This window comes from Cellulosilyticum sp. ST5, assembly GCF_046529625.1.
Lineage (GTDB): Bacteria > Bacillota > Clostridia > Lachnospirales > Cellulosilyticaceae > Cellulosilyticum > Cellulosilyticum lentocellum.
In genome coordinates this window covers 785,416-802,853 of sequence record NZ_CP132338.1, presented here as the reverse complement: position 1 = coordinate 802,853, position 17,438 = coordinate 785,416, and the positions used below count along the sequence as shown (strand labels likewise).

The 17,438-nt window shown below is 34.3% G+C and carries 16 protein-coding genes; 5 read left to right on the top strand and 11 right to left on the bottom strand.

Annotation, left to right across the window (positions count from 1 at the left end; all coding sequences use genetic code 11):
- The first annotated feature begins 8 nt into the window (after positions 1-8).
- The 5 genes from QTL86_RS04000 (at position 9) to QTL86_RS03980 (ending at position 4,041) form a co-directional block, all read left to right on the top strand.
- Positions 9-131 (top strand): hypothetical protein, encoded by a 123-nt coding sequence (locus tag QTL86_RS04000; RefSeq protein ID WP_410496568.1) that lies wholly within the window; start codon positions 9-11, stop codon positions 129-131.
- A 445-nt stretch (positions 132-576) separates the two neighbouring features.
- Complete coding sequence (sdaAB, locus tag QTL86_RS03995; RefSeq protein ID WP_127067085.1) at positions 577-1,257, top strand: L-serine ammonia-lyase, iron-sulfur-dependent subunit beta; 681 nt, start codon at positions 577-579, stop codon at positions 1,255-1,257.
- A complete protein-coding gene (gene sdaAA, locus QTL86_RS03990; protein WP_013657656.1) occupies positions 1,257-2,144 on the top strand; it encodes an L-serine ammonia-lyase, iron-sulfur-dependent, subunit alpha in 888 nt (295 codons plus the stop codon). Before sdaAB ends, sdaAA begins: the two co-directional genes overlap by 1 nt.
- A 41-nt stretch (positions 2,145-2,185) precedes the next feature.
- Complete coding sequence (locus tag QTL86_RS03985; RefSeq protein ID WP_013657657.1) at positions 2,186-3,217, top strand: PTS sugar transporter subunit IIC; 1,032 nt, start codon at positions 2,186-2,188, stop codon at positions 3,215-3,217.
- Between the two features lie 215 nt (positions 3,218-3,432).
- Complete coding sequence (locus QTL86_RS03980) at positions 3,433-4,041, top strand: TVP38/TMEM64 family protein (protein ID WP_190283362.1); 609 nt, start codon at positions 3,433-3,435, stop codon at positions 4,039-4,041.
- A gap of 73 nt (positions 4,042-4,114) precedes the next feature.
- On the opposite strand, the gene QTL86_RS03975 is transcribed toward QTL86_RS03980, so the two are convergent.
- From QTL86_RS03975 to QTL86_RS03925, 11 genes are all read right to left on the bottom strand, one after another.
- The gene (locus QTL86_RS03975; RefSeq protein ID WP_013657659.1) at positions 4,115-4,678 is read right to left on the bottom strand and encodes a rhomboid family intramembrane serine protease; all 564 of its coding nucleotides are present in this window, start codon (positions 4,676-4,678) and stop codon (positions 4,115-4,117) included.
- A gap of 55 nt (positions 4,679-4,733) precedes the next feature.
- A complete protein-coding gene (locus QTL86_RS03970) occupies positions 4,734-6,203 on the bottom strand; it encodes a LexA family protein (RefSeq protein WP_410496567.1) in 1,470 nt (489 codons plus the stop codon).
- 129 nt (positions 6,204-6,332) lie between these two features.
- The gene (locus QTL86_RS03965; protein ID WP_410496566.1) at positions 6,333-6,779 is read right to left on the bottom strand and encodes an Hsp20/alpha crystallin family protein; all 447 of its coding nucleotides are present in this window, start codon (positions 6,777-6,779) and stop codon (positions 6,333-6,335) included.
- A 189-nt stretch (positions 6,780-6,968) separates the two neighbouring features.
- Positions 6,969-7,715 (bottom strand): FAD-binding oxidoreductase, encoded by a 747-nt coding sequence (locus tag QTL86_RS03960; RefSeq protein ID WP_013657662.1) that lies wholly within the window; start codon positions 7,713-7,715, stop codon positions 6,969-6,971.
- A 273-nt stretch (positions 7,716-7,988) separates the two neighbouring features.
- Positions 7,989-9,149, bottom strand: coding sequence for an HlyD family secretion protein (locus QTL86_RS03955; protein WP_410496565.1), 1,161 nt, complete (start codon positions 9,147-9,149; stop codon positions 7,989-7,991).
- Positions 9,133-9,852, bottom strand: coding sequence for an ABC transporter ATP-binding protein (locus QTL86_RS03950; protein ID WP_410496564.1), 720 nt, complete (start codon positions 9,850-9,852; stop codon positions 9,133-9,135). Before QTL86_RS03950 ends, QTL86_RS03955 begins: the two co-directional genes overlap by 17 nt.
- A 109-nt stretch (positions 9,853-9,961) precedes the next feature.
- Positions 9,962-12,481, bottom strand: a complete 2,520-nt coding sequence (locus QTL86_RS03945) for an ABC transporter permease (protein ID WP_127067093.1) — start codon at positions 12,479-12,481, stop codon at positions 9,962-9,964.
- Between the two features lie 368 nt (positions 12,482-12,849).
- Complete coding sequence (locus tag QTL86_RS03940) at positions 12,850-13,824, bottom strand: methyl-accepting chemotaxis protein (RefSeq protein ID WP_127067094.1); 975 nt, start codon at positions 13,822-13,824, stop codon at positions 12,850-12,852.
- A 12-nt stretch (positions 13,825-13,836) separates the two neighbouring features.
- Entirely contained in the window at positions 13,837-14,937 is a 1,101-nt protein-coding gene (locus QTL86_RS03935) for an FIST signal transduction protein (protein WP_410496563.1), read from the bottom strand.
- Positions 14,938-15,215: 278 nt separating this feature from the next.
- Positions 15,216-16,247, bottom strand: a complete 1,032-nt coding sequence (locus tag QTL86_RS03930) for an ATP-grasp domain-containing protein (RefSeq protein WP_410496562.1) — start codon at positions 16,245-16,247, stop codon at positions 15,216-15,218.
- A gap of 120 nt (positions 16,248-16,367) precedes the next feature.
- Positions 16,368-17,387: an AEC family transporter gene (locus QTL86_RS03925; protein WP_410496560.1), complete on the bottom strand. Its 1,020-nt coding sequence runs from the start codon at positions 17,385-17,387 to the stop codon at positions 16,368-16,370.
- Between the last annotated feature and the right edge of the window lie 51 nt (positions 17,388-17,438).

Genomic DNA, 17,438 nt, shown 5'->3' with positions numbered 1-17,438 from the left:
GTATCATAATGACTAACTATTCTATTGCTAATTTATCTGAAGAAGAACTTATAGCCGTTAAAGAGGCAGAAGCACTTTTCAAACAAAAAACTGGCAAAACTTATGCCTTGATTGCCTGGGAATCAAAATAATCATTTGATATTCCATCACTTATTTTTATTAACTTTTTCCTAATAAGCAAAAGCATCTCTTCTTGATAAAGACCATGCTTTTGCTTTTTTATTTGAAACAATAGAATGGATTTCTCAATGTCTATGAATTGCTAAAAAAATAACAACTCTTTTTATATCCTTTTTCTGTTTCGCCAATTTTCTATATGTAACTTTTTATTTTATTCATTTACCTTTCATATATACCTGGTAATTATTGGAATGTACTTGAAAAACTATACAAACTGTATGTTATGTTTTATAATTTTATTGTAAATAGTTACAACTAATTACAATTTATGACATACTTGAGTAATTAATATTTCGAATAATAACTTCGTTATTTTTTTATCATTTCTTATTCTATCTATTAACTATCTCAAGTATTTTAGTCTAAAAAAATCACCACACAGAAGGGATGTTGTACATGGCAAACATTGGAGTATTTGACGTCTTAGGCCCTATTATGATTGGTCCCTCCTCATCGCATACAGCAGGAGCAGCTAGACTTGGAAAAATCGCTAGAACTATCGTTAATAAACCTATTAAAGAGGTCAACTTTTTACTTCACGGCTCTTTTAGCCAAACTTATAAAGGACACGGTACAGACCGTGCACTTGTTGCAGGAATCTTAGGCATGAATCCTGATGATGCTCGCCTTAGAGATTCACTCACTCTAGCAAAGGAAGCAGGCATTAAAATTACTTTTACACCAACGGATTTAGGACAAGTTCACCCGAATACAGTTAAATTCCTTATAACAGATGGGGAAGGCATTCACTGGGAAGTTCTTGGTTCATCTATTGGTGGTGGGCTTGTAGAAATCCACGAAATCAATGGTAATAAAGTTCAAATCACAGGGGAATACCCAACAGTTATCACTTGTCACAATGATATTCCTGGTACAGTTGCTAAAATCTCTGGCTTGTTTTATGAGAAACAAATTAATATTGCTTTTATGAAACTAGTGAGAAGTCAAAAAGGTAAAGGAGCTACTATGACTTTCGAAGTAGATCATAGCATTCCGGAAGATATTATTTCTGAAATTAAAAATGTAGATGGTATTAACCGCGTTATTGTCATTAATCAGCTAGGAGGTGTTTCATAATGAGAATTGCTAAATCAGGAAAAGAACTTATCGAAATCTGTAAAGAAGAACAAATCACTTTAAGCGAATATGCGATTCGTACAGAAATGGAAAGCAAAGAAGTCTCTAGAGAAACTTTAATGACTCAAATGGGTGCTACTTTAGCTGTTATGAGAGAAGGTGCTACACTAGGTCGTGAAAAAGAAGTGTATTCTTTAAGTGGTCTTATTGGTGGTGATGCTTATCGCTTACAACAATACCTTAACTCAGGGAAATCTTTGATGGGTAATGGCATTATTAAAGCCATGGCTATGGCTATTTCTTCTTCAGAAGTGAATGGTTCTATGGGTAAGATTGTAGCTTGTCCTACTGCTGGTTCATGTGGCATTCTTCCCGCTGTTATTTTAACTGCTGGCGAGCAGCTTGGACAAAGTGATGAAGAAATGATTCAAGGTTTATTTGCCGCTTCTGCCATTGGTATGATTATCGGTATGAATGCAACTTTCGCTGGTGCTGAAGGCGGTTGTCAAGCTGAATGTGGTTCTGCTGCTGCTATGGCTGCAGGCGCAGTTGTAGAAATGATGGGTGGCACACCTGAAATGAGCTTAGATGCAGCTGCCATCATTTTTAAAAATGTACTCGGTCTTGTTTGTGATCCAGTTGCTGGCCTAGTGGAAATTCCATGTGCTAAAAGAAATGTATCAGGTGCCATCAATGCCCTTTCAACTGCAGACATGGTCATGGCTGGTGTTAATTCAAAAATTCCTTTTGATGATGCGCTATCAGCAATGTATAAGGTAGGTCTTGGACTTCCTGAAGAATTAAGGGAAACCGCTCTAGGTGGTGTAGCTATTACACCAACAGGTAAGGCCCTTAAAGAAAAAGTATTTGGAAAAACCGATAACTAAAATAACTGATAAAAACTGACAACTAAGCGGAGGCATAATTAATGGATATCTTAATCGGAACAGCTCTATTACTCGCAGTATTAGGACTCTTTACTTTATTTAGCTATAAGGCGCCAAATGGTATGAAAGCTATGGGTGCTCTTGCAAATGCAGCTTGTGCAAGCTTCTTAGTCGAAGCTTTCCATGATGCATTCTTCGGTGGTGTATTAAATATAGAATTTTTACAAGGCGTAGGGGCTGCTAATGGTAGTCTTGGTGGTGTTGCAGCTGGTATTTTAGTACCACTTGCTTTAGGTGTATCACCTGTTTACGCTGTTCTTACTGGACTTGCTTGCTCAGGCTTTGGTATTTTACCAGGCTTCGTGGCAGGTTACCTTATTTCTTATGTGGTTAAATTCCTTGAGAAAAAAGTACCAGCAGGTTTAGACCTTATTGTAATTATTGTGATTGCAGCACCTCTTTCACGTTTAATTGCTACAGGCATGACACCTATTGTGGATAGTACTTTATTAAAAATTGGTGATGTCCTCCTTTCATCAGCAAATGCTAGCCCAATCATCATGGGTATTATCTTAGGGGGTATCTTAACAGTTGTTGCTACTGCACCACTTAGCTCTATGGCCCTTACAGCAATGCTTGGTCTTACAGGTATTCCAATGGCCATCGGTGCGTTAGCCGTATTCGGTTCTTCTTTCATGAACTTTATCTTCTTCAAAAAAATGAAATTTGGAACAAAGAAAGATACGATTGCTGTAGCTATTGAGCCGCTTACTCAGGCCGATCTTATCAGTGCTAACCCTATTCCAGTTTATGCAACTAATTTCATTGGTGGGGCAATGAGTGGTATTATCGTAGCGCTTATGGGACTTACTAATATGACACCAGGCACAGCAACACCTATTGCTGGTTTTGCCGTTATGTTCGCTTATAATCCTCCAATGCAAGTTTTAATTGCTGCTGCTGGATGTATTGCTGTAAGTGTACTTAGTGGTTACATCGGCTACTTTATCTTTAAGAACCATAAAATTAAAACAGCTGCTGAAATCAGGGGAACTGAGGCAACTATTTTATAAAAATAATTGATATTCACATCATCTCCTATTACCAATTAAAAGCTATAGCTTTTTCTAAGTCATCTCGTTTAAGTAACTGATTTCTTAGAAAAGCTATAGCTTTTTATGTACCATTTCTTAACAAATCTTAATACTTTCATGATATTCAATTTAATATTTTTTGGTTATAATATATTTATAATAATAAAAAAAGAAAAAATAGAGAGAGTTATCGTATGAATGAAAAAATTATATCTAAAAAAGTGCTTCGGCTTATATCCGTTCTAGGCATCGTTGCTACTATTCTAGCTATTATTTATGGCTATCAAAAAGGCATCTTTACTTCTACTGATAGACTTCAAGCAGCTGTTAAAGAAGCAGGTATTTGGGGACCTCTTTTATTTATAGGAATTCAAATCGTACAAGTAGTTGTACCTATTATTCCTGGAGGTATTACTTGCGTGGCAGGTGTTGTGATTTTTGGACCTTTAGAAGGTTTCCTCTATAACTACATAGGTATTGTTATTGGTTCCATTATTAACTTTGCCTTAGCCCGCTCTTATGGTCAAACCTTCATCCGCAGTATGGTCTCAGAAAAGCTCTACGAAAAATACATTGGTTGGCTCAGTGAAAGAGAACGCTTTGACAAGCTTTTCGCCCTAGCCATCTTCTTTCCAGTAGCACCAGATGACTTTTTATGTATGCTAGCAGGCCTTACTAAAATGACTTATAAGAAGTTTACTACCATTATTCTATTGGGTAAACCAGCAGCCTTAATGGCTTATAGCTTTAGCTTAACGGCTGTACTTCAGTTTGTAACACGCTATGTTACAAGATACTTATAGGGTGTAATAAAAGTAAAAAAGTAAGAAAACACCATTCTCTAGCACTTCAATAATGCTAGAGGATGGTGTTTTCTTACTTTTTATTCATTACAAAACCTAAGCCACAACCACAAATACCTCCTATGATATGAGTCAGTTGTGAAATATTATCTTGACTGATAAGGCCATTAATGATTTCATTTCCTATATAAGCTGCAGCTACTAAAATAAGTGTTAAAGGAATGCCACCTTGCTTAATATTAGCAAAGGAACTTAAAAGAATCAACATAAAAGCAATACCACTTGCCCCTAACAAGGCGGTATCAAAAAAAATAATATTGATTAAACCCGTTATAAAAGCCGTAAAAACAATCATCCCTAATAGTTTTTTACTCCCATACTTTTCTTCTAGCATAGGACCTACCAAAAGAATGAGCATAAAGTTATTTAAAAAATGCTGCCAATCAGCATGTCCTAAAATATGTGTAAATAAACGAATGTAAGAAAGTGGATTTAGAGGTGAACTCTTATAAACACAAAATAAAAGTTGTGTAGATAGACCTGCTGTTAAGTAACCTAATATAACTGCAAAAAGAGAAAGAAGCGTAAAACTTAAGATGACGGGGGAATTATATTTAATCTTTTTTAAGTAATTCATCATTTCCTCCTATTACTTTTTTATTAGTATAGCACAGGAAAATAATAGCGTCATCTTACAAATTTTTTAATACTCCGATTAGCTTACCCATAGCTCTAAATTCACCATCTTCAATCACAATCGGTCGATATTTAGGATTTTCACTTACTAATAAAATATGCTCTTCTTCCTGAACAATTCGCTTGAGTGTGATGGCTCCATTATAGTAAATTGCAGCAATCTCATGGTCACTCACACTACCTGCTTGGATGACTACATAGTCACCATCATCAATACCTGCCCCAATCATACTATCTCCTTGTACATGCAGCATATAAGTATTCTTTTTATGTCCTGTTAATTCTCCTGGTATTTCAAAGCTGCCACATGTATCATCTACTACTTCAATAGGCATACCAGCTGCAATATCAGAATAAATCGGTAGGCTTTGTACATCTTCTTGCCTCACTTCATCAATATAAGTCTCTCCTGCACTTGTGTCTTGCTTAAAGATGGTTTCAAGGCCTGTTAATTTATTAATATATTTATAAGTTTCCACATACCATGGTAAATGAGATTCTTGAAGGCTATTTAACTGATTGCTCATAAAGATTTCTAATGGCGTAGGTTCTAAAGAAATCTGTTTCTTAGCCTTTACTTTTCCTTTTTGTCTCACTCCTTTTAAGCGCCTTACTCTTCCGGTCATATCATAGCCTAACTTTTTGTAACTAGTTCCTCTCATAAGCCCCAACATTCTAGAAAACTCAGGCTTAGTAGCTACCAAGAAAAGAACCTCTCCTTTTTGCTCTTTTCTTAATAAACCAAGGAGTTCTAACTGTACCTCCGTTAATAAATGGGCATCATCTACAATCAAATGTACATACTGTCCTTTCAGTCTGCCCTCTTTAAGTGCTATTAAAAGCCTTAAATCTCTTTGACTAGTCGTCATTTTACCTTGTTCTTCTAATTCAACCTCTATATATGTTTTCAGTGCCCATAACGCTTGTCTGGTTTTTCCTTTTTTAGGCCATTTCATTTCACAACCAACGCGATCTGCATCTAAATAGCCCTCTAATGAAGTGTAACCTTTAACATCCATCCATTTCATTTCTTCTTTTAAGAGACGCTTTTCTTTTAAGCATTTTACACGTGGATATTCTTTTTTCACCTGATGAATGGCTTCTTCCAATAACATTTCTGGTATTTCTTCTATATAAATATATGGCTTTTCTTTAAAACATTCCTGAGCTAATTGGGCTAACAAGTCTTCTAATCTATAGATTGTCCCTTGATTTAAATGGCTATCACTTTCAAATAAACTCATATTTTCCATACTTTTAACAGTAGCTAATTGTTGCTTAGCGACTTCATAAGCTTCACTTTTAACTGCAACAAAAAGGAGTTTTTTCCCTGTATTTTCTAATAGGTAGAGCATACGTGCAATCCCAATAGTCGTTTTTCCTGCTTGTTCTTCCCCTTTAATGATGCTTTGTCCTGTAATAGGATAGTGTGCTATTTTCTTTTGTGAATAAGTTAATTTTTGCATGTCCGCCCTCCTTCTTATGTTTTACTGATTACTTTTTATTATACGAATTTATGTCATCTTAATCAAGCAAGAAAGTAAACAAAAAAAGACTACTGCAACTTGGTGCGGTAGTCCTCTAGGTCTTAACTTTTATTGGATTTCAATTAATCGTTTTGCTTTTGGTACTTCTTCTTTTGGAATATTTATCTTTAATATACCCTCTTCTAATTTAGCTGTAATGCCGTCTACTTTAACATCTTTTAAGCTAATTGCACGCTGCATAGAAGCCATGCGACGTTCTCGATGGATATATTGATCTTTTTCATCATTCATTTCTTCTTTTCGTTGTACGGCTATAATCAGTTGATCGTTCTGATAGTCGATGGCAATGTCTTCTTTTTTAACGCCTGGCATCTCTGCTTCAATAGCATAGCCATTAGCATCTTCTTTAATATCTACCTTAAAGGTGTCATACTTAAAATCCCTGAAGCTGAGAAGATCATTGTTAAAAAAGTCATCCATTACATGATAAAAGTCTACAAATCCGTTGTTGCTCCTTTGAACTGCTTGACGATTGAATGGTGTTAATCCAAACATATAAACTCCTCCTTTAAGAAACCTTTTTATAATTTTGTTAGCACTCTCATTGGTTGAGTGCTAATTACACTTATAATATAGGCTTCTTAAATGTTATTGTCAAGTATTTTTTTATTTTTTATAAAAATTTTGTATTTACGAAATATGCTTTAAACCTTCATCAAAAAAAGAGCCGTACATGGCTCCTTTTTACTGGCTAAATAATTCATAATAAATGCGATCTTTACTTACGCCTAACCCAAGTAAACTTTCCTCTAAAGCTTTCATAAATACTGGTGGCCCACAAAGATAAAAAGTACTTTCTAAATTGGCTTCTGTACTTAACCATTCTTTAGTAACAAAGCCTATTTCATCATAGTCCCTTCCTTTTTCATCTTCTGCTAGAGGATTAGAATAAAAAACCGTATTTCTGAAGCCCTTTAGTTCTGCAATCATGTGAATATCTGTTTTAAATGGATGAAGCTTTGAGTTTTGCACGGCTTGAATAAAATGAACTGATTTTCTAGTATCAGCTGCTTGATAAAGCATGGATAATAGTGGAGTGATGCCTATCCCACCTGATATGAGGGTAATAGGTGCTTCTGCGCTCTCTTCTTTTAAAGTAAATAACCCCATAGGAATCATGGCTTCAATACAATCTCCTATCTGTAATCTTTCATGAAGATAAGTACTTATTAACCCCCCTGGTATTTTTTTAACACTGATACGATAAAGCTCGTCATTAGGAATGATGGATAAACTATAGGTTCTTAGCACATCTTTATAAGCTGCTTCCTCTGTTACTATTTTAAAAGGAAGATATTGCCCTGCTTCATGTTTGACAAGTTTGCCACCATCTTCTGCTTTAAAGTAAAAAGAAGTAATATCCTCACACTCTTTAATTCGATCAACCAAAACAAGTTTCCTAAAACCGCTCCATTTGCCATCTTGTTTCATCATTTTCCTCCTTTTTCTTTGTTAATAATAATTATTATATAATATGGCATAAATTAATCCAAGCCTATTTATATTATATTTTTCATTATCTTATATGATTTATACTCTTTTTTCATAAATAAAAAGGCTACCTGTGAAACTTATCTCAAATACACCATATCGTGTATTAAAGTATTATTTCCAGACAGCCTCTTATCATTTTCTTAATTACGTCCTTTTAAGAAGGCGTAACTATTTCTTCTACAACAACTTGATTTGTTAGTGAAGCCCTATTTAATAATAAATAATAGCATTTACTTCATAACCTTGTTTTAAAACTGCTTGATTTTCTGTTACCTCTAATTCTACACTAATCATATTTTCTCCGTTAACAACTTTAGCTGCTTGGGCAATACGTGATACCTTAGCGCTGATTGCATCATCTGGGCTCGCTGCTAAGTATAGATCAGCTTTTTCTCCTACTTTAATTTTATTGATAAAGGCTTCTGGTACATCCACTAGAGCGGTTAACTTACTAGGGTCAATAAGACGCATGATAGGTTCTCCACCTTTTAGCCGCGTTCCTTCAGTTACTAGTATTTCATAAACAACTCCTTCTTTCTGATCCAAAACAATAGCTTTATCTTTTAAATAAGCTTTAGTGAGTTTAGCTTTCATTTCTTTCAGCTCAGTTTCTGCTGTTTGTATCTTAATATCTAAGGTCTCTACTTTGCTTGCTTTTTCTGTACTTGTATTACTTACTGTTAACTGCAAGCTATCTATTGATCCCTTAAGACTATCTACCTCTAATTGCTTACTTGTTGTCAGCTGTTTTAATGCATTTTCCGCTTGATACTTATTATTTTTAAGTTCTGCTAAACTCATTTCTTTATCTTTTAGTTCTTTATCTGATATCCCTCCTACTTCTATTAAACTCTTACTCACCTCATAATCTTTTTCTGCTATACTAATCTGCTGGTCTAATATTTTAATTTGTTCTTCAATCTTTATAAGTTCAGGATCTGTACCATTTGATAACTGATTTTGTTTTGTCTTTAACTCACTATTTTTTTGATTAATAGTAACACTTTGTGGATCTAAACTATTATAGGCAGCTTCTCTTTCTACTTTTAAAAGCTGAATTTCTTGTTCTTTTTTGATTATTTCATTTTTATAGCTTTCATAATCTAGCGTCATAAGCTGAGTACCTTTTTCGACAAGATCCCCCGCTTTTAAATCAATGGTTTCAATAGTAGCTGGAAAATCTACTGCTAATTCTCTAATAGTTGCAGCTTCTACTTTTCCAAATACATCTAATTGATTCACTTCCTGATTAACTTCTACTTCTTTTGCTAATTCCTGTGCATTCACTTCTTGTGAGTTGCAACCAGTCATTGAAACACTTCCTAAGATAATTCCTGTGCTTAATAAAAATAAACTAAATTGCTTTTTCATATCCTTCTCCCCTTATCTTTGTAGACTGTTCTTCACAAATACAACCGTCTTTCACCATAATTAAATGCGTTCCATAATCTGCCGCTTCCCTTGAATGGGTAACTTGAACAATGGTTTTCCCTTGTGTTTGATTAATCACTTGTAAAAGTTCCATAATCTCTTTTCCTGTTTTACTATCTAAATTTCCAATAGGCTCATCTGCAAAAATAATATCTGGTTTATTAATAAGTGCTCTTGCAATGGCCACTCTTTGTTGCTGACCACCTGAAAGCTCTCTTGGTGTATGCCTTCTACGCTCTGTCAATCCTACAATTCTCAGGATTTCTTCTAAATCCTCTCTATAATCCTTCATTTTCTTGCCATCTAATAAAATCAGTAACATAATATTTTCTTCTACATTTAAGTTGGGAATCAAATTGTAAAACTGAAATACAAACCCTATATCACGTCTACGCATTTCACTTTCTGCTTGATCCTTCATTGTAGATAATTCTTTGCCATTAATCTTAATAGTTCCAGTAGTTGGCTTATCTAGCCCTCCTATTAAATAAAGCAAGGTGCTTTTCCCTGAACCAGAAGGCCCCATAATTGAATAAAAGCTTCCCTTTTCAACTGTTAAGTTGATATCTTTTAAAATCTCTACTTTTTCACTCCCTAAATCATAGCTTTTGCATAAATGATTGGTTTCTATTACATAGGACATTTCTACTCCTCCTCATATTTTTTACTAATACCGGTTTTATTTCTATCACGCTAACAAGCCCTATCCCATCACCCTTCTTATCATTCGAAAATCCTTGCACTCTATCCAACTATTCAAATTTGATTGCTTCTATAATGTTCAATTTAGAGGTTTTAAAAGCTGGAGAAATAGAAGCTACGATAGTCACTAAAGTTGCTACTCCAATATAAACCCATAGGCCATTAGCTACAAAGTAAACAATTGGTGGTAGCTGCATACCTTCTATAACATAAGGCATATTGTTCATAATAATCCAACCGGCTCCTATACCTGCTATTGCCCCTAATAGCCCTGTGTATAAAGCTTCTAAAAAAATCATTTGAATGACTTGCTTTTTGTTCATGCCCACTGAACGTAATACTGCGATGCTTCTTTTTCGTTCAATAAAGCTAATAAATAAATTATTAATAATACCAATTACGCCTATAATGGCTGCCAAAACAGAAAACCCAGACAAAATACTCATAATCTGAGCATTACCTTCCTTATTATTTTGGAGTTGCTGCCTCATAGTGGCTCCTGATAGATGACGATCCTTATATTTTATCTTTAGTGCTTCTAATACTTCTGTAGGTTCTTTAGACGTTTTTAAGTAAATTGTAGTGTAATTGTGAACCCCTATATCTTGTTTAAAATAAGCCTCACCAATCTGAACTAAATCTCCATTGTTCATTAAGGTATCATAAAAGCCAATAATTTCATAAGTCCGTAATCCCTCTGGCATTTTAAGCTGTATCTTTTGCCCTTCTACTAAGCTATAACGTTTCTTTAGTACATTTGAAAACGCAATATTACGTCCCTCCCCGAGTTGTTCTAGGATACGATCCTTTTCTTCTTCATTCTCATACCCATAAGTCAGGTAATCAGCATGAACCTTCCCTGAAACACCTTCAATGGAGGCAAGCTTTACATTATTGTAATCTACTAACTCTATATTCTTACCATAGTAATAACCACTGACATAACAGCCATAAGCATCTGTTACCCCCTCCTCATATAGCAAGGAACGTACTGTATTTGTATCCATATCATCTAGGGATAGTTGTACATCATACGCAAAGTTCTTCTCGTAGGCATTTACCACTTCTACTGCTAGATTTTCACCGATGTTATTGACCATAAGCAAAATACCGACCCCAAGAGTAATCAGTGACATACTATTAAGTATACTTTTATTTCCTTTAATATTTTTCACTGCTAGTACCCCTACATTACCAAATAAGGTTGCAAACAGTTTCTCAGTTAAGCTAGAAGAAAGTTTAATAATAGTAGGTAGAATCCCTATTATGCCAATTAAAGCTAAAAATACACAGATGCTAGCTGCTGTAATCCGATAGCTCTCAGGTAGAATTTTAATCGCTACAATACTAAATACTACTAAAATGATACTTCTTATTTCTTTACTTCTTTTACGCTTTACTGAGTGATTACTCCCACCTAATACAATTTCCTTAACAGGTACCTTAGCTACCTTTAATATAGGTAAAATACTACTAGCTAAACAAATAATAATACAAAGTAAAAAAGAACCTAATAGATAACCTGGCGTAATGACTAAATCTATCTTTCCACCTATACCTTCTGAAGCAGCTACGACACTAAGAAGTACTTTTAAAATAATAATGCCTAGTCCCCATGAAGCAATCCCCCCTAATACACCATAAAAACTGCTTTCTAAAATGAGTACTCGTTTCATCATCTTTTGACTAGCACCTACGCTTCTAAAAGTCCCAATAATCGGCATTTTCTCTAGCATAATGACCTTGAATGAAGTATAAACGATAAAAACACTCATCACTGTTACAATTAAAGTCATCATCATAAATAAGGTAGAAAACATACCAAGCATGGTTCTTATGTCTTCAATAGGAATAGGTTCTGCTACTTCGTATTTAGGATAAGCTGCTTTAAAATCTTTTAAGAGCTGTGAAACCTCTACCCCTTCTTTTCCTTTAATGTAAATGCTACTTGGCTTTTGATGTGTTCCTAAATACTTAGATAAAGTGGTATAGGGCATTAAAATTTGAGACCTATTTCCCTCACTACTAAAGATTCCTACCTTACTGGTAATACCATAAATCATCAACTTCCTTTTGATGTTGTTTATACGTATCTCTAAAGCATCACCTATTTCTAATTGATACTTCTTCGCAGTTTGATCACTTATGATGATTTGATTATTGGTAAAGTCTGCATTGCTACGTTTACTAATGAGCTGTAACTTATTCATTTGCAAGTAATCTTCAAGCGCTACCCCCATAATACTGACTTCATCTACAACCTTTTTTCCACTATCATAAGTACCACTGCTACTTAATACTGGAATCATGTATTCTACCTGCTGCTCAAGTGCTTTTCCTGGTGTTAAGCTGATTACTTGACTTGGTGAGTTTTCTCCTGGTCTAATACAGACCTCCGCCGTTCCAGTGCTTGTTTTCATCTGCTCCACATAAATAGCTAATAAAGAATCGGTAATGGAGAGAGAGGTAAGACATAAAGCTCCCGATAACATGACTGCTAGTAAAATAAGAAACGTTCTTAGTTTCTTTTCACTCATAGACTTCATAATGTATTTGATAATAATAGGCATCTTTTACTTCCTCCTTTAATCTGCCTTTTTGCTCCACTTCATATTATTTTTTATAAATAGATACCTCGCCTGTAATAGTACCCTTATTTCACGTTTATACTAATCGTAAAAATAAGTGCTGTCAATTAAAATACTGAAAATTCATATTTTTTAACCCTTCTCTAATCCTTCTTTAATCTTTCTTTCTAACTTTTCTCAGATTACAACCCAAAAATTGTCTTACTAGAGTTTTCTTTTCTCATAACATTTCAGACATTTTATTTTATTATTCAACCTGCCTCTTACTTTTTTTTAGTATTTATCAAATAAAAAAGAGACCATTTACTTTATCAGTAATAGTCTCTTATAAATAAAATATCCCCTTATAACTAAGCATCCTTCTTTAAAGATTCTTTTAACATATTTTCTAACTGCTGCAAGAAATCAATGATACCACAAATAATAATAGCTTTTTTACTCATTTTAGTATTTAAAATATCTAGCTTGTCCCCAAATTCATTAATCGTTCCTGTTATAACACTTACCCCTTCTGTTGCATGGTTAATCTCTACATTGGCTCTTTCTATTTCACTTACAATTTGCTTACTTACTTCCTTTACTTCTAGAGAGCAAGCAGATACTTCTTTAAACTGTTGCTGCACATTTTCTGCATGTTGTAAATTACCTGCAATAGCACCTTTAGAATTTATTATTTCTTTCTTTAAAGCATCTAGACTACCATAAAGCGTTTTAATGCTTTTATCAATACCGCTTGCTAACTCTTTAGTAGAAGCAGATAATTCTCTAATATGTGTAGCAACTACTGAAAAGCCTTTTCCTGCTTCTCCTGCTCTACTTGCTTCAATAGAAGCATTTAAAGCTAATAGATTAGTACTCCCTGCAATACCTGTTATGCTCTTTGACATCTCTTGAATATGTGAGAAATCCTTTTCTAGCATTTGAAAGGTTGTAGTCATACCATCTAGTGCAGAACAAGTTCCTTCTATTTGATGCGTTAATTCATCCATTTGTGTATCTGCTTTTTGAATGGCTACATCAGATTTTTCCATTCTATGATCAATCTGCCCTACAAATACCTCAAATTGCTTAAAGTGACTATTCACTTGTTCAATCATCTCATTAATCGTACCCACCTGTTCGTAAGCTGAAGCAAATTCCTTTTGAACATCTAGTAAACACTGAGAAACGTCTATTTCTTCATTCATAAAGGCATCTACTTTTTTCTCAATATGTAAAATACCATAGTTAATGTACTCGTCATAACTTTCACTTTCTGGTACTTCTGCTAGGTATTCTTCTTCCCTTGATTTCTCTTCTCTTTTTCTAGAACCTAACCACTTCATCCTTCAGCCCCCCTATTCAAATACTGCAATAGCCATTGTCTGATTAAAATGCTGCTCATTAAGCTGCTCTCCATATCCTGAAAAAGCCACATAATCACCTACAGCTTCTCCCATTTTTCTAGCATATGCATTAATATAGCCATCTTGTTCAAATAAGATAGATCTAGCTAAACAGTGTATCATGATTGCTAAACTAGGATGTGGAATATCTCTCCTAATCTTCTCTATGGTCTTTTCAATCACCTCTTTGTAAGAAGCTGGCTGCAACAAAACTACTTGTGAGTTGCTATATACCCTTGCATGATAAGCAATACTATTATCTGGTAGTACCATTTGATTAGCTGTAATATACATATCATTTCCTATGATTCTTCCTAAAGGACGATTATCAAGATATGGACCTAGTTGGTCAACCCTTGTATTGAGTGCTTTTGCCATAGCTTTAGCTGCTGGCTCATGATTCAGCTCGTGAACAATACGTTTTCTTACATCCACTTTCGTTGCAATAAAATGATGCTCTGTGGGCTCATAAATATTTTCTTTATAAAGCTTAATAGCTCCTTTAAGATTTCTAATAAGTACAAAAACACAGGCCTTATCATAAACTATTCCATTCAATGAAACCATTGTTTTTTCAGCTACGCCATGGTCTCCTGCAGAACCGCCAATTAAAGGAATTTTCTTTTCATCGAGCACACTATTTAAAGTGGATAAAATGAGTTCTTCACTGCTAATAAGCGCTGTTGAAAATTCTAAACATATGGTGTTTCTAGGGTTAGCTAGCTGCTTTACACAATTTTCTACTCGTCTTACATATTTTAAAGGATATTTATCTACTTCTTCTAAAACATCACCAAAACACTCAATACCTTCTTCAATACCTAATACCATCAATGTATCTTTATAAGCGCCTTCCTTACAAAGACTAACGTAGGTAGTAGAACCCATTATTATACTATCAGGAAACATCTTCTTCATTTCAATAGTGTATGCTTCAAACTGCTCAACACCTGAATAAAACAGGATCAGCTTAGGTTCCTTTAAACCACCAGCTGCTTCCTCAATAGCTTGTTTTGCATCTTTTTGAGTACTTTTTCCAATTTTATATTTCATAGATATCCTCCTTACTCTGCTAATTATTCTAAATATGTAATTATTTTGTGTAATTGTATCATATTTTTAGAATTTATTCAACATTTACGAGGTACTATTAATATTCCTGTATATTATTATACTTTTTGCTAATAGTTACTTATATTTTTATTAAAATAGACACTAAAAGCTACAAAACTACTTCTTGTTTTATAGCTTTTAGTGTCTATTTTGACTTTTAATTTATTTATTAAAAATCCACGTCATCTTTTTCATTAATAGTCCAAGAATTTAATCCTTTAAAGGATGACAGGCTGTTCTACATAAACTAGTTCTACAACATCTGGAGGATACACAGGAACTTCTACTACTTGTCCTAATAGCTTCTTAAGCGCAAGGTAGGGTAAGTTTATGCCTGCATAATAGCTATAATGAATACCGCCTGACATACGGGTATTTACTTCTAACAAATAGAGGGTATCTTCATGGTAACGTAACTGTAAATTAAAGGGCTGATTAAATCCAAATCGCTCTGCTAAAACAGCTGCTTTATTTATAAGCTCTTGGCTACAACAAATTTCTTGTAATCTCCCAGGACCTTTTCGTCTTGGTACTGCTATTACTCCATGTTGTGTTTTTAGTGCATCAATACTGATTTCCGTTCCTTTTAAATAAGGCATGATGATGAGTGGCTTAAACGATTCTATTGAACTTAAAATCTTTACGATTGCTTCATAGCCTATATGCTTTTCACTCATCTCCAGTTGTTTAATCGATACTGGGCCATCCTCTATGATATTAAAACTACTAGCGCCTTCTCCCACTGCATATTTAACACATAAAACAGCACTCTTCCCTAACTGTTGCTTTAATTTTTCATAGCTGAGTTTAAAGGCTTCCACATTTGTTACTACCTCAAAAGGTGGTACGTTACAAATTTCTGGCAAAGACCTAAAAAGCTCAGCTGTCTTAACTTTATTATTAAAGTTTTCTAATAGTTCTATATCATCTTCAACTAATACTTTAATACCTAACTCCGTAAAGGCTTCCTTCCTTTTAGCAATAGCTATCATATGACGTTTTGGTATAAATACGTCTACTTGATGCTCCCTACAAAAAGTTAAACACCACTCTACGTAGTCTTCTGGGCTTATTCCCTTCTTAGGTTCTTCCCAAAATTCATCACAAACCTTTTGATAAACAACCTTTTGATTGGTGCTTGTTCCAATAATATGTAAGTTTAAACCATCAGCTTCAGCCCCTTCTCTTAGCTGCTTAATAATTTGATACATTGTACTAAACCACTGATTGACCCAAATTCTACACCTCATAAATTACCTACTTTCATTATTTATTAATAATAGTATATCACTTCTTGATATTTCTAAAAATATTTACTTTTGCTTGCTCATATTAACCCAAAAGTGCGCCAGGCTACTTATGCATTTCCCTTATAAAAGCTGCATACTTCTAAATAACATAATGATTATAAACAAACTAGGCATAGATAAAAGGCTGGTCCACACCACAAGTTGCCCTGCCAATTCTTCATCTGAGCCCATAGCCCCTGCCATAATTGCACTTGAAACTGCTACAGGTGTCCCAAACAAAGTAATAAGTGCTGGATATTCTGTTGTCGTAAAATGGATAAACTGTGTATGCTGAGATAAAAGCAGTGCTCCACTTAAAGCAAGCAGTGGCGCCACGATTAAACGCCATACCGTTCCAATCATAATATCCTTAGCCAACGCTTTAACAGCTGAAAATCTAAACTGCCCTCCTAAAACAATAAGTGCCAAAGGCGATGCAATACTGCTAATATTTTTAATAGCAGTATGTAAAAATGGTAAATGGGTTTTTAATGTAAAAGCATAACTCCTAGTTGCCTCATCATAAGGTATAAACCCACGTATGACTAAACACATCATGCCTAATGCCACGCCAATAATAAGCGGATTTTTACAGATGCTAATTAAAATCTGTTTGGGCCCAATCTTATTTCCTTTTGGATCCTCTACATAAATAGATAACGCAACAACAGCTAAAATATTATAAAGAGGGATGCTAAAAGCTGAGATAACAGCAGCAATAGCAACTGCCTTAGAACCTCCTAATGCTTCGGATAAGGGAATGCCTATAATTGCAAAATTAGATCTAAAAATACATTGTAAGATAACTCCTTTTTTGCGTGGATCTGATGTACATAGCTTGACTGTTAACATTCCTAATACGAATAAAATTAAAATAGCTAACACAACAAATGTGATAACACTCCAGTTTAACTCGCTTAAATTATCTATAGAATAAACATTATAAAAAAGTAACCCAGGCAATGCTACGTTAAACACAAAGGCATTAGCTTTTTTTAAAAATGCTTCATCAAAAAATTCAATTTGCTTTAAACCATATCCTAATGCAATAAGCAGGATAAGTGGTAAAATAGCATTGGCTGAAAATATAAAGGTATCCATTATTTGTTTCTCCTTATGTACTCTTTTTGTCTTTTAATACGTCTTTTCTAC

What these genes read in the sequence shown, in the direction of transcription:
- QTL86_RS04000 (WP_410496568.1), top strand. Translation starts at nt 9, where the DNA reads ATGACTAACTATTCTATTGCTAATTTATCTGAAGAAGAACTTATAGCC.
- sdaAB (WP_127067085.1), top strand. Translation starts at nt 577, where the DNA reads ATGGCAAACATTGGAGTATTTGACGTCTTAGGCCCTATTATGATTGGT.
- sdaAA (WP_013657656.1), top strand. Translation starts at nt 1,257, where the DNA reads ATGAGAATTGCTAAATCAGGAAAAGAACTTATCGAAATCTGTAAAGAA.
- QTL86_RS03985 (WP_013657657.1), top strand. Translation starts at nt 2,186, where the DNA reads ATGGATATCTTAATCGGAACAGCTCTATTACTCGCAGTATTAGGACTC.
- QTL86_RS03980 (WP_190283362.1), top strand. Translation starts at nt 3,433, where the DNA reads ATGAATGAAAAAATTATATCTAAAAAAGTGCTTCGGCTTATATCCGTT.
- QTL86_RS03975 (WP_013657659.1), bottom strand. Translation starts at nt 4,678, where the DNA reads ATGAATTACTTAAAAAAGATTAAATATAATTCCCCCGTCATCTTAAGT.
- QTL86_RS03970 (WP_410496567.1), bottom strand. Translation starts at nt 6,203, where the DNA reads ATGCAAAAATTAACTTATTCACAAAAGAAAATAGCACACTATCCTATT.
- QTL86_RS03965 (WP_410496566.1), bottom strand. Translation starts at nt 6,779, where the DNA reads ATGTTTGGATTAACACCATTCAATCGTCAAGCAGTTCAAAGGAGCAAC.
- QTL86_RS03960 (WP_013657662.1), bottom strand. Translation starts at nt 7,715, where the DNA reads ATGAAACAAGATGGCAAATGGAGCGGTTTTAGGAAACTTGTTTTGGTT.
- QTL86_RS03955 (WP_410496565.1), bottom strand. Translation starts at nt 9,149, where the DNA reads ATGAAAAAGCAATTTAGTTTATTTTTATTAAGCACAGGAATTATCTTA.
- QTL86_RS03950 (WP_410496564.1), bottom strand. Translation starts at nt 9,852, where the DNA reads ATGTCCTATGTAATAGAAACCAATCATTTATGCAAAAGCTATGATTTA.
- QTL86_RS03945 (WP_127067093.1), bottom strand. Translation starts at nt 12,481, where the DNA reads ATGCCTATTATTATCAAATACATTATGAAGTCTATGAGTGAAAAGAAA.
- QTL86_RS03940 (WP_127067094.1), bottom strand. Translation starts at nt 13,824, where the DNA reads ATGAAGTGGTTAGGTTCTAGAAAAAGAGAAGAGAAATCAAGGGAAGAA.
- QTL86_RS03935 (WP_410496563.1), bottom strand. Translation starts at nt 14,937, where the DNA reads ATGAAATATAAAATTGGAAAAAGTACTCAAAAAGATGCAAAACAAGCT.
- QTL86_RS03930 (WP_410496562.1), bottom strand. Translation starts at nt 16,247, where the DNA reads ATGAGGTGTAGAATTTGGGTCAATCAGTGGTTTAGTACAATGTATCAA.
- QTL86_RS03925 (WP_410496560.1), bottom strand. Translation starts at nt 17,387, where the DNA reads ATGGATACCTTTATATTTTCAGCCAATGCTATTTTACCACTTATCCTG.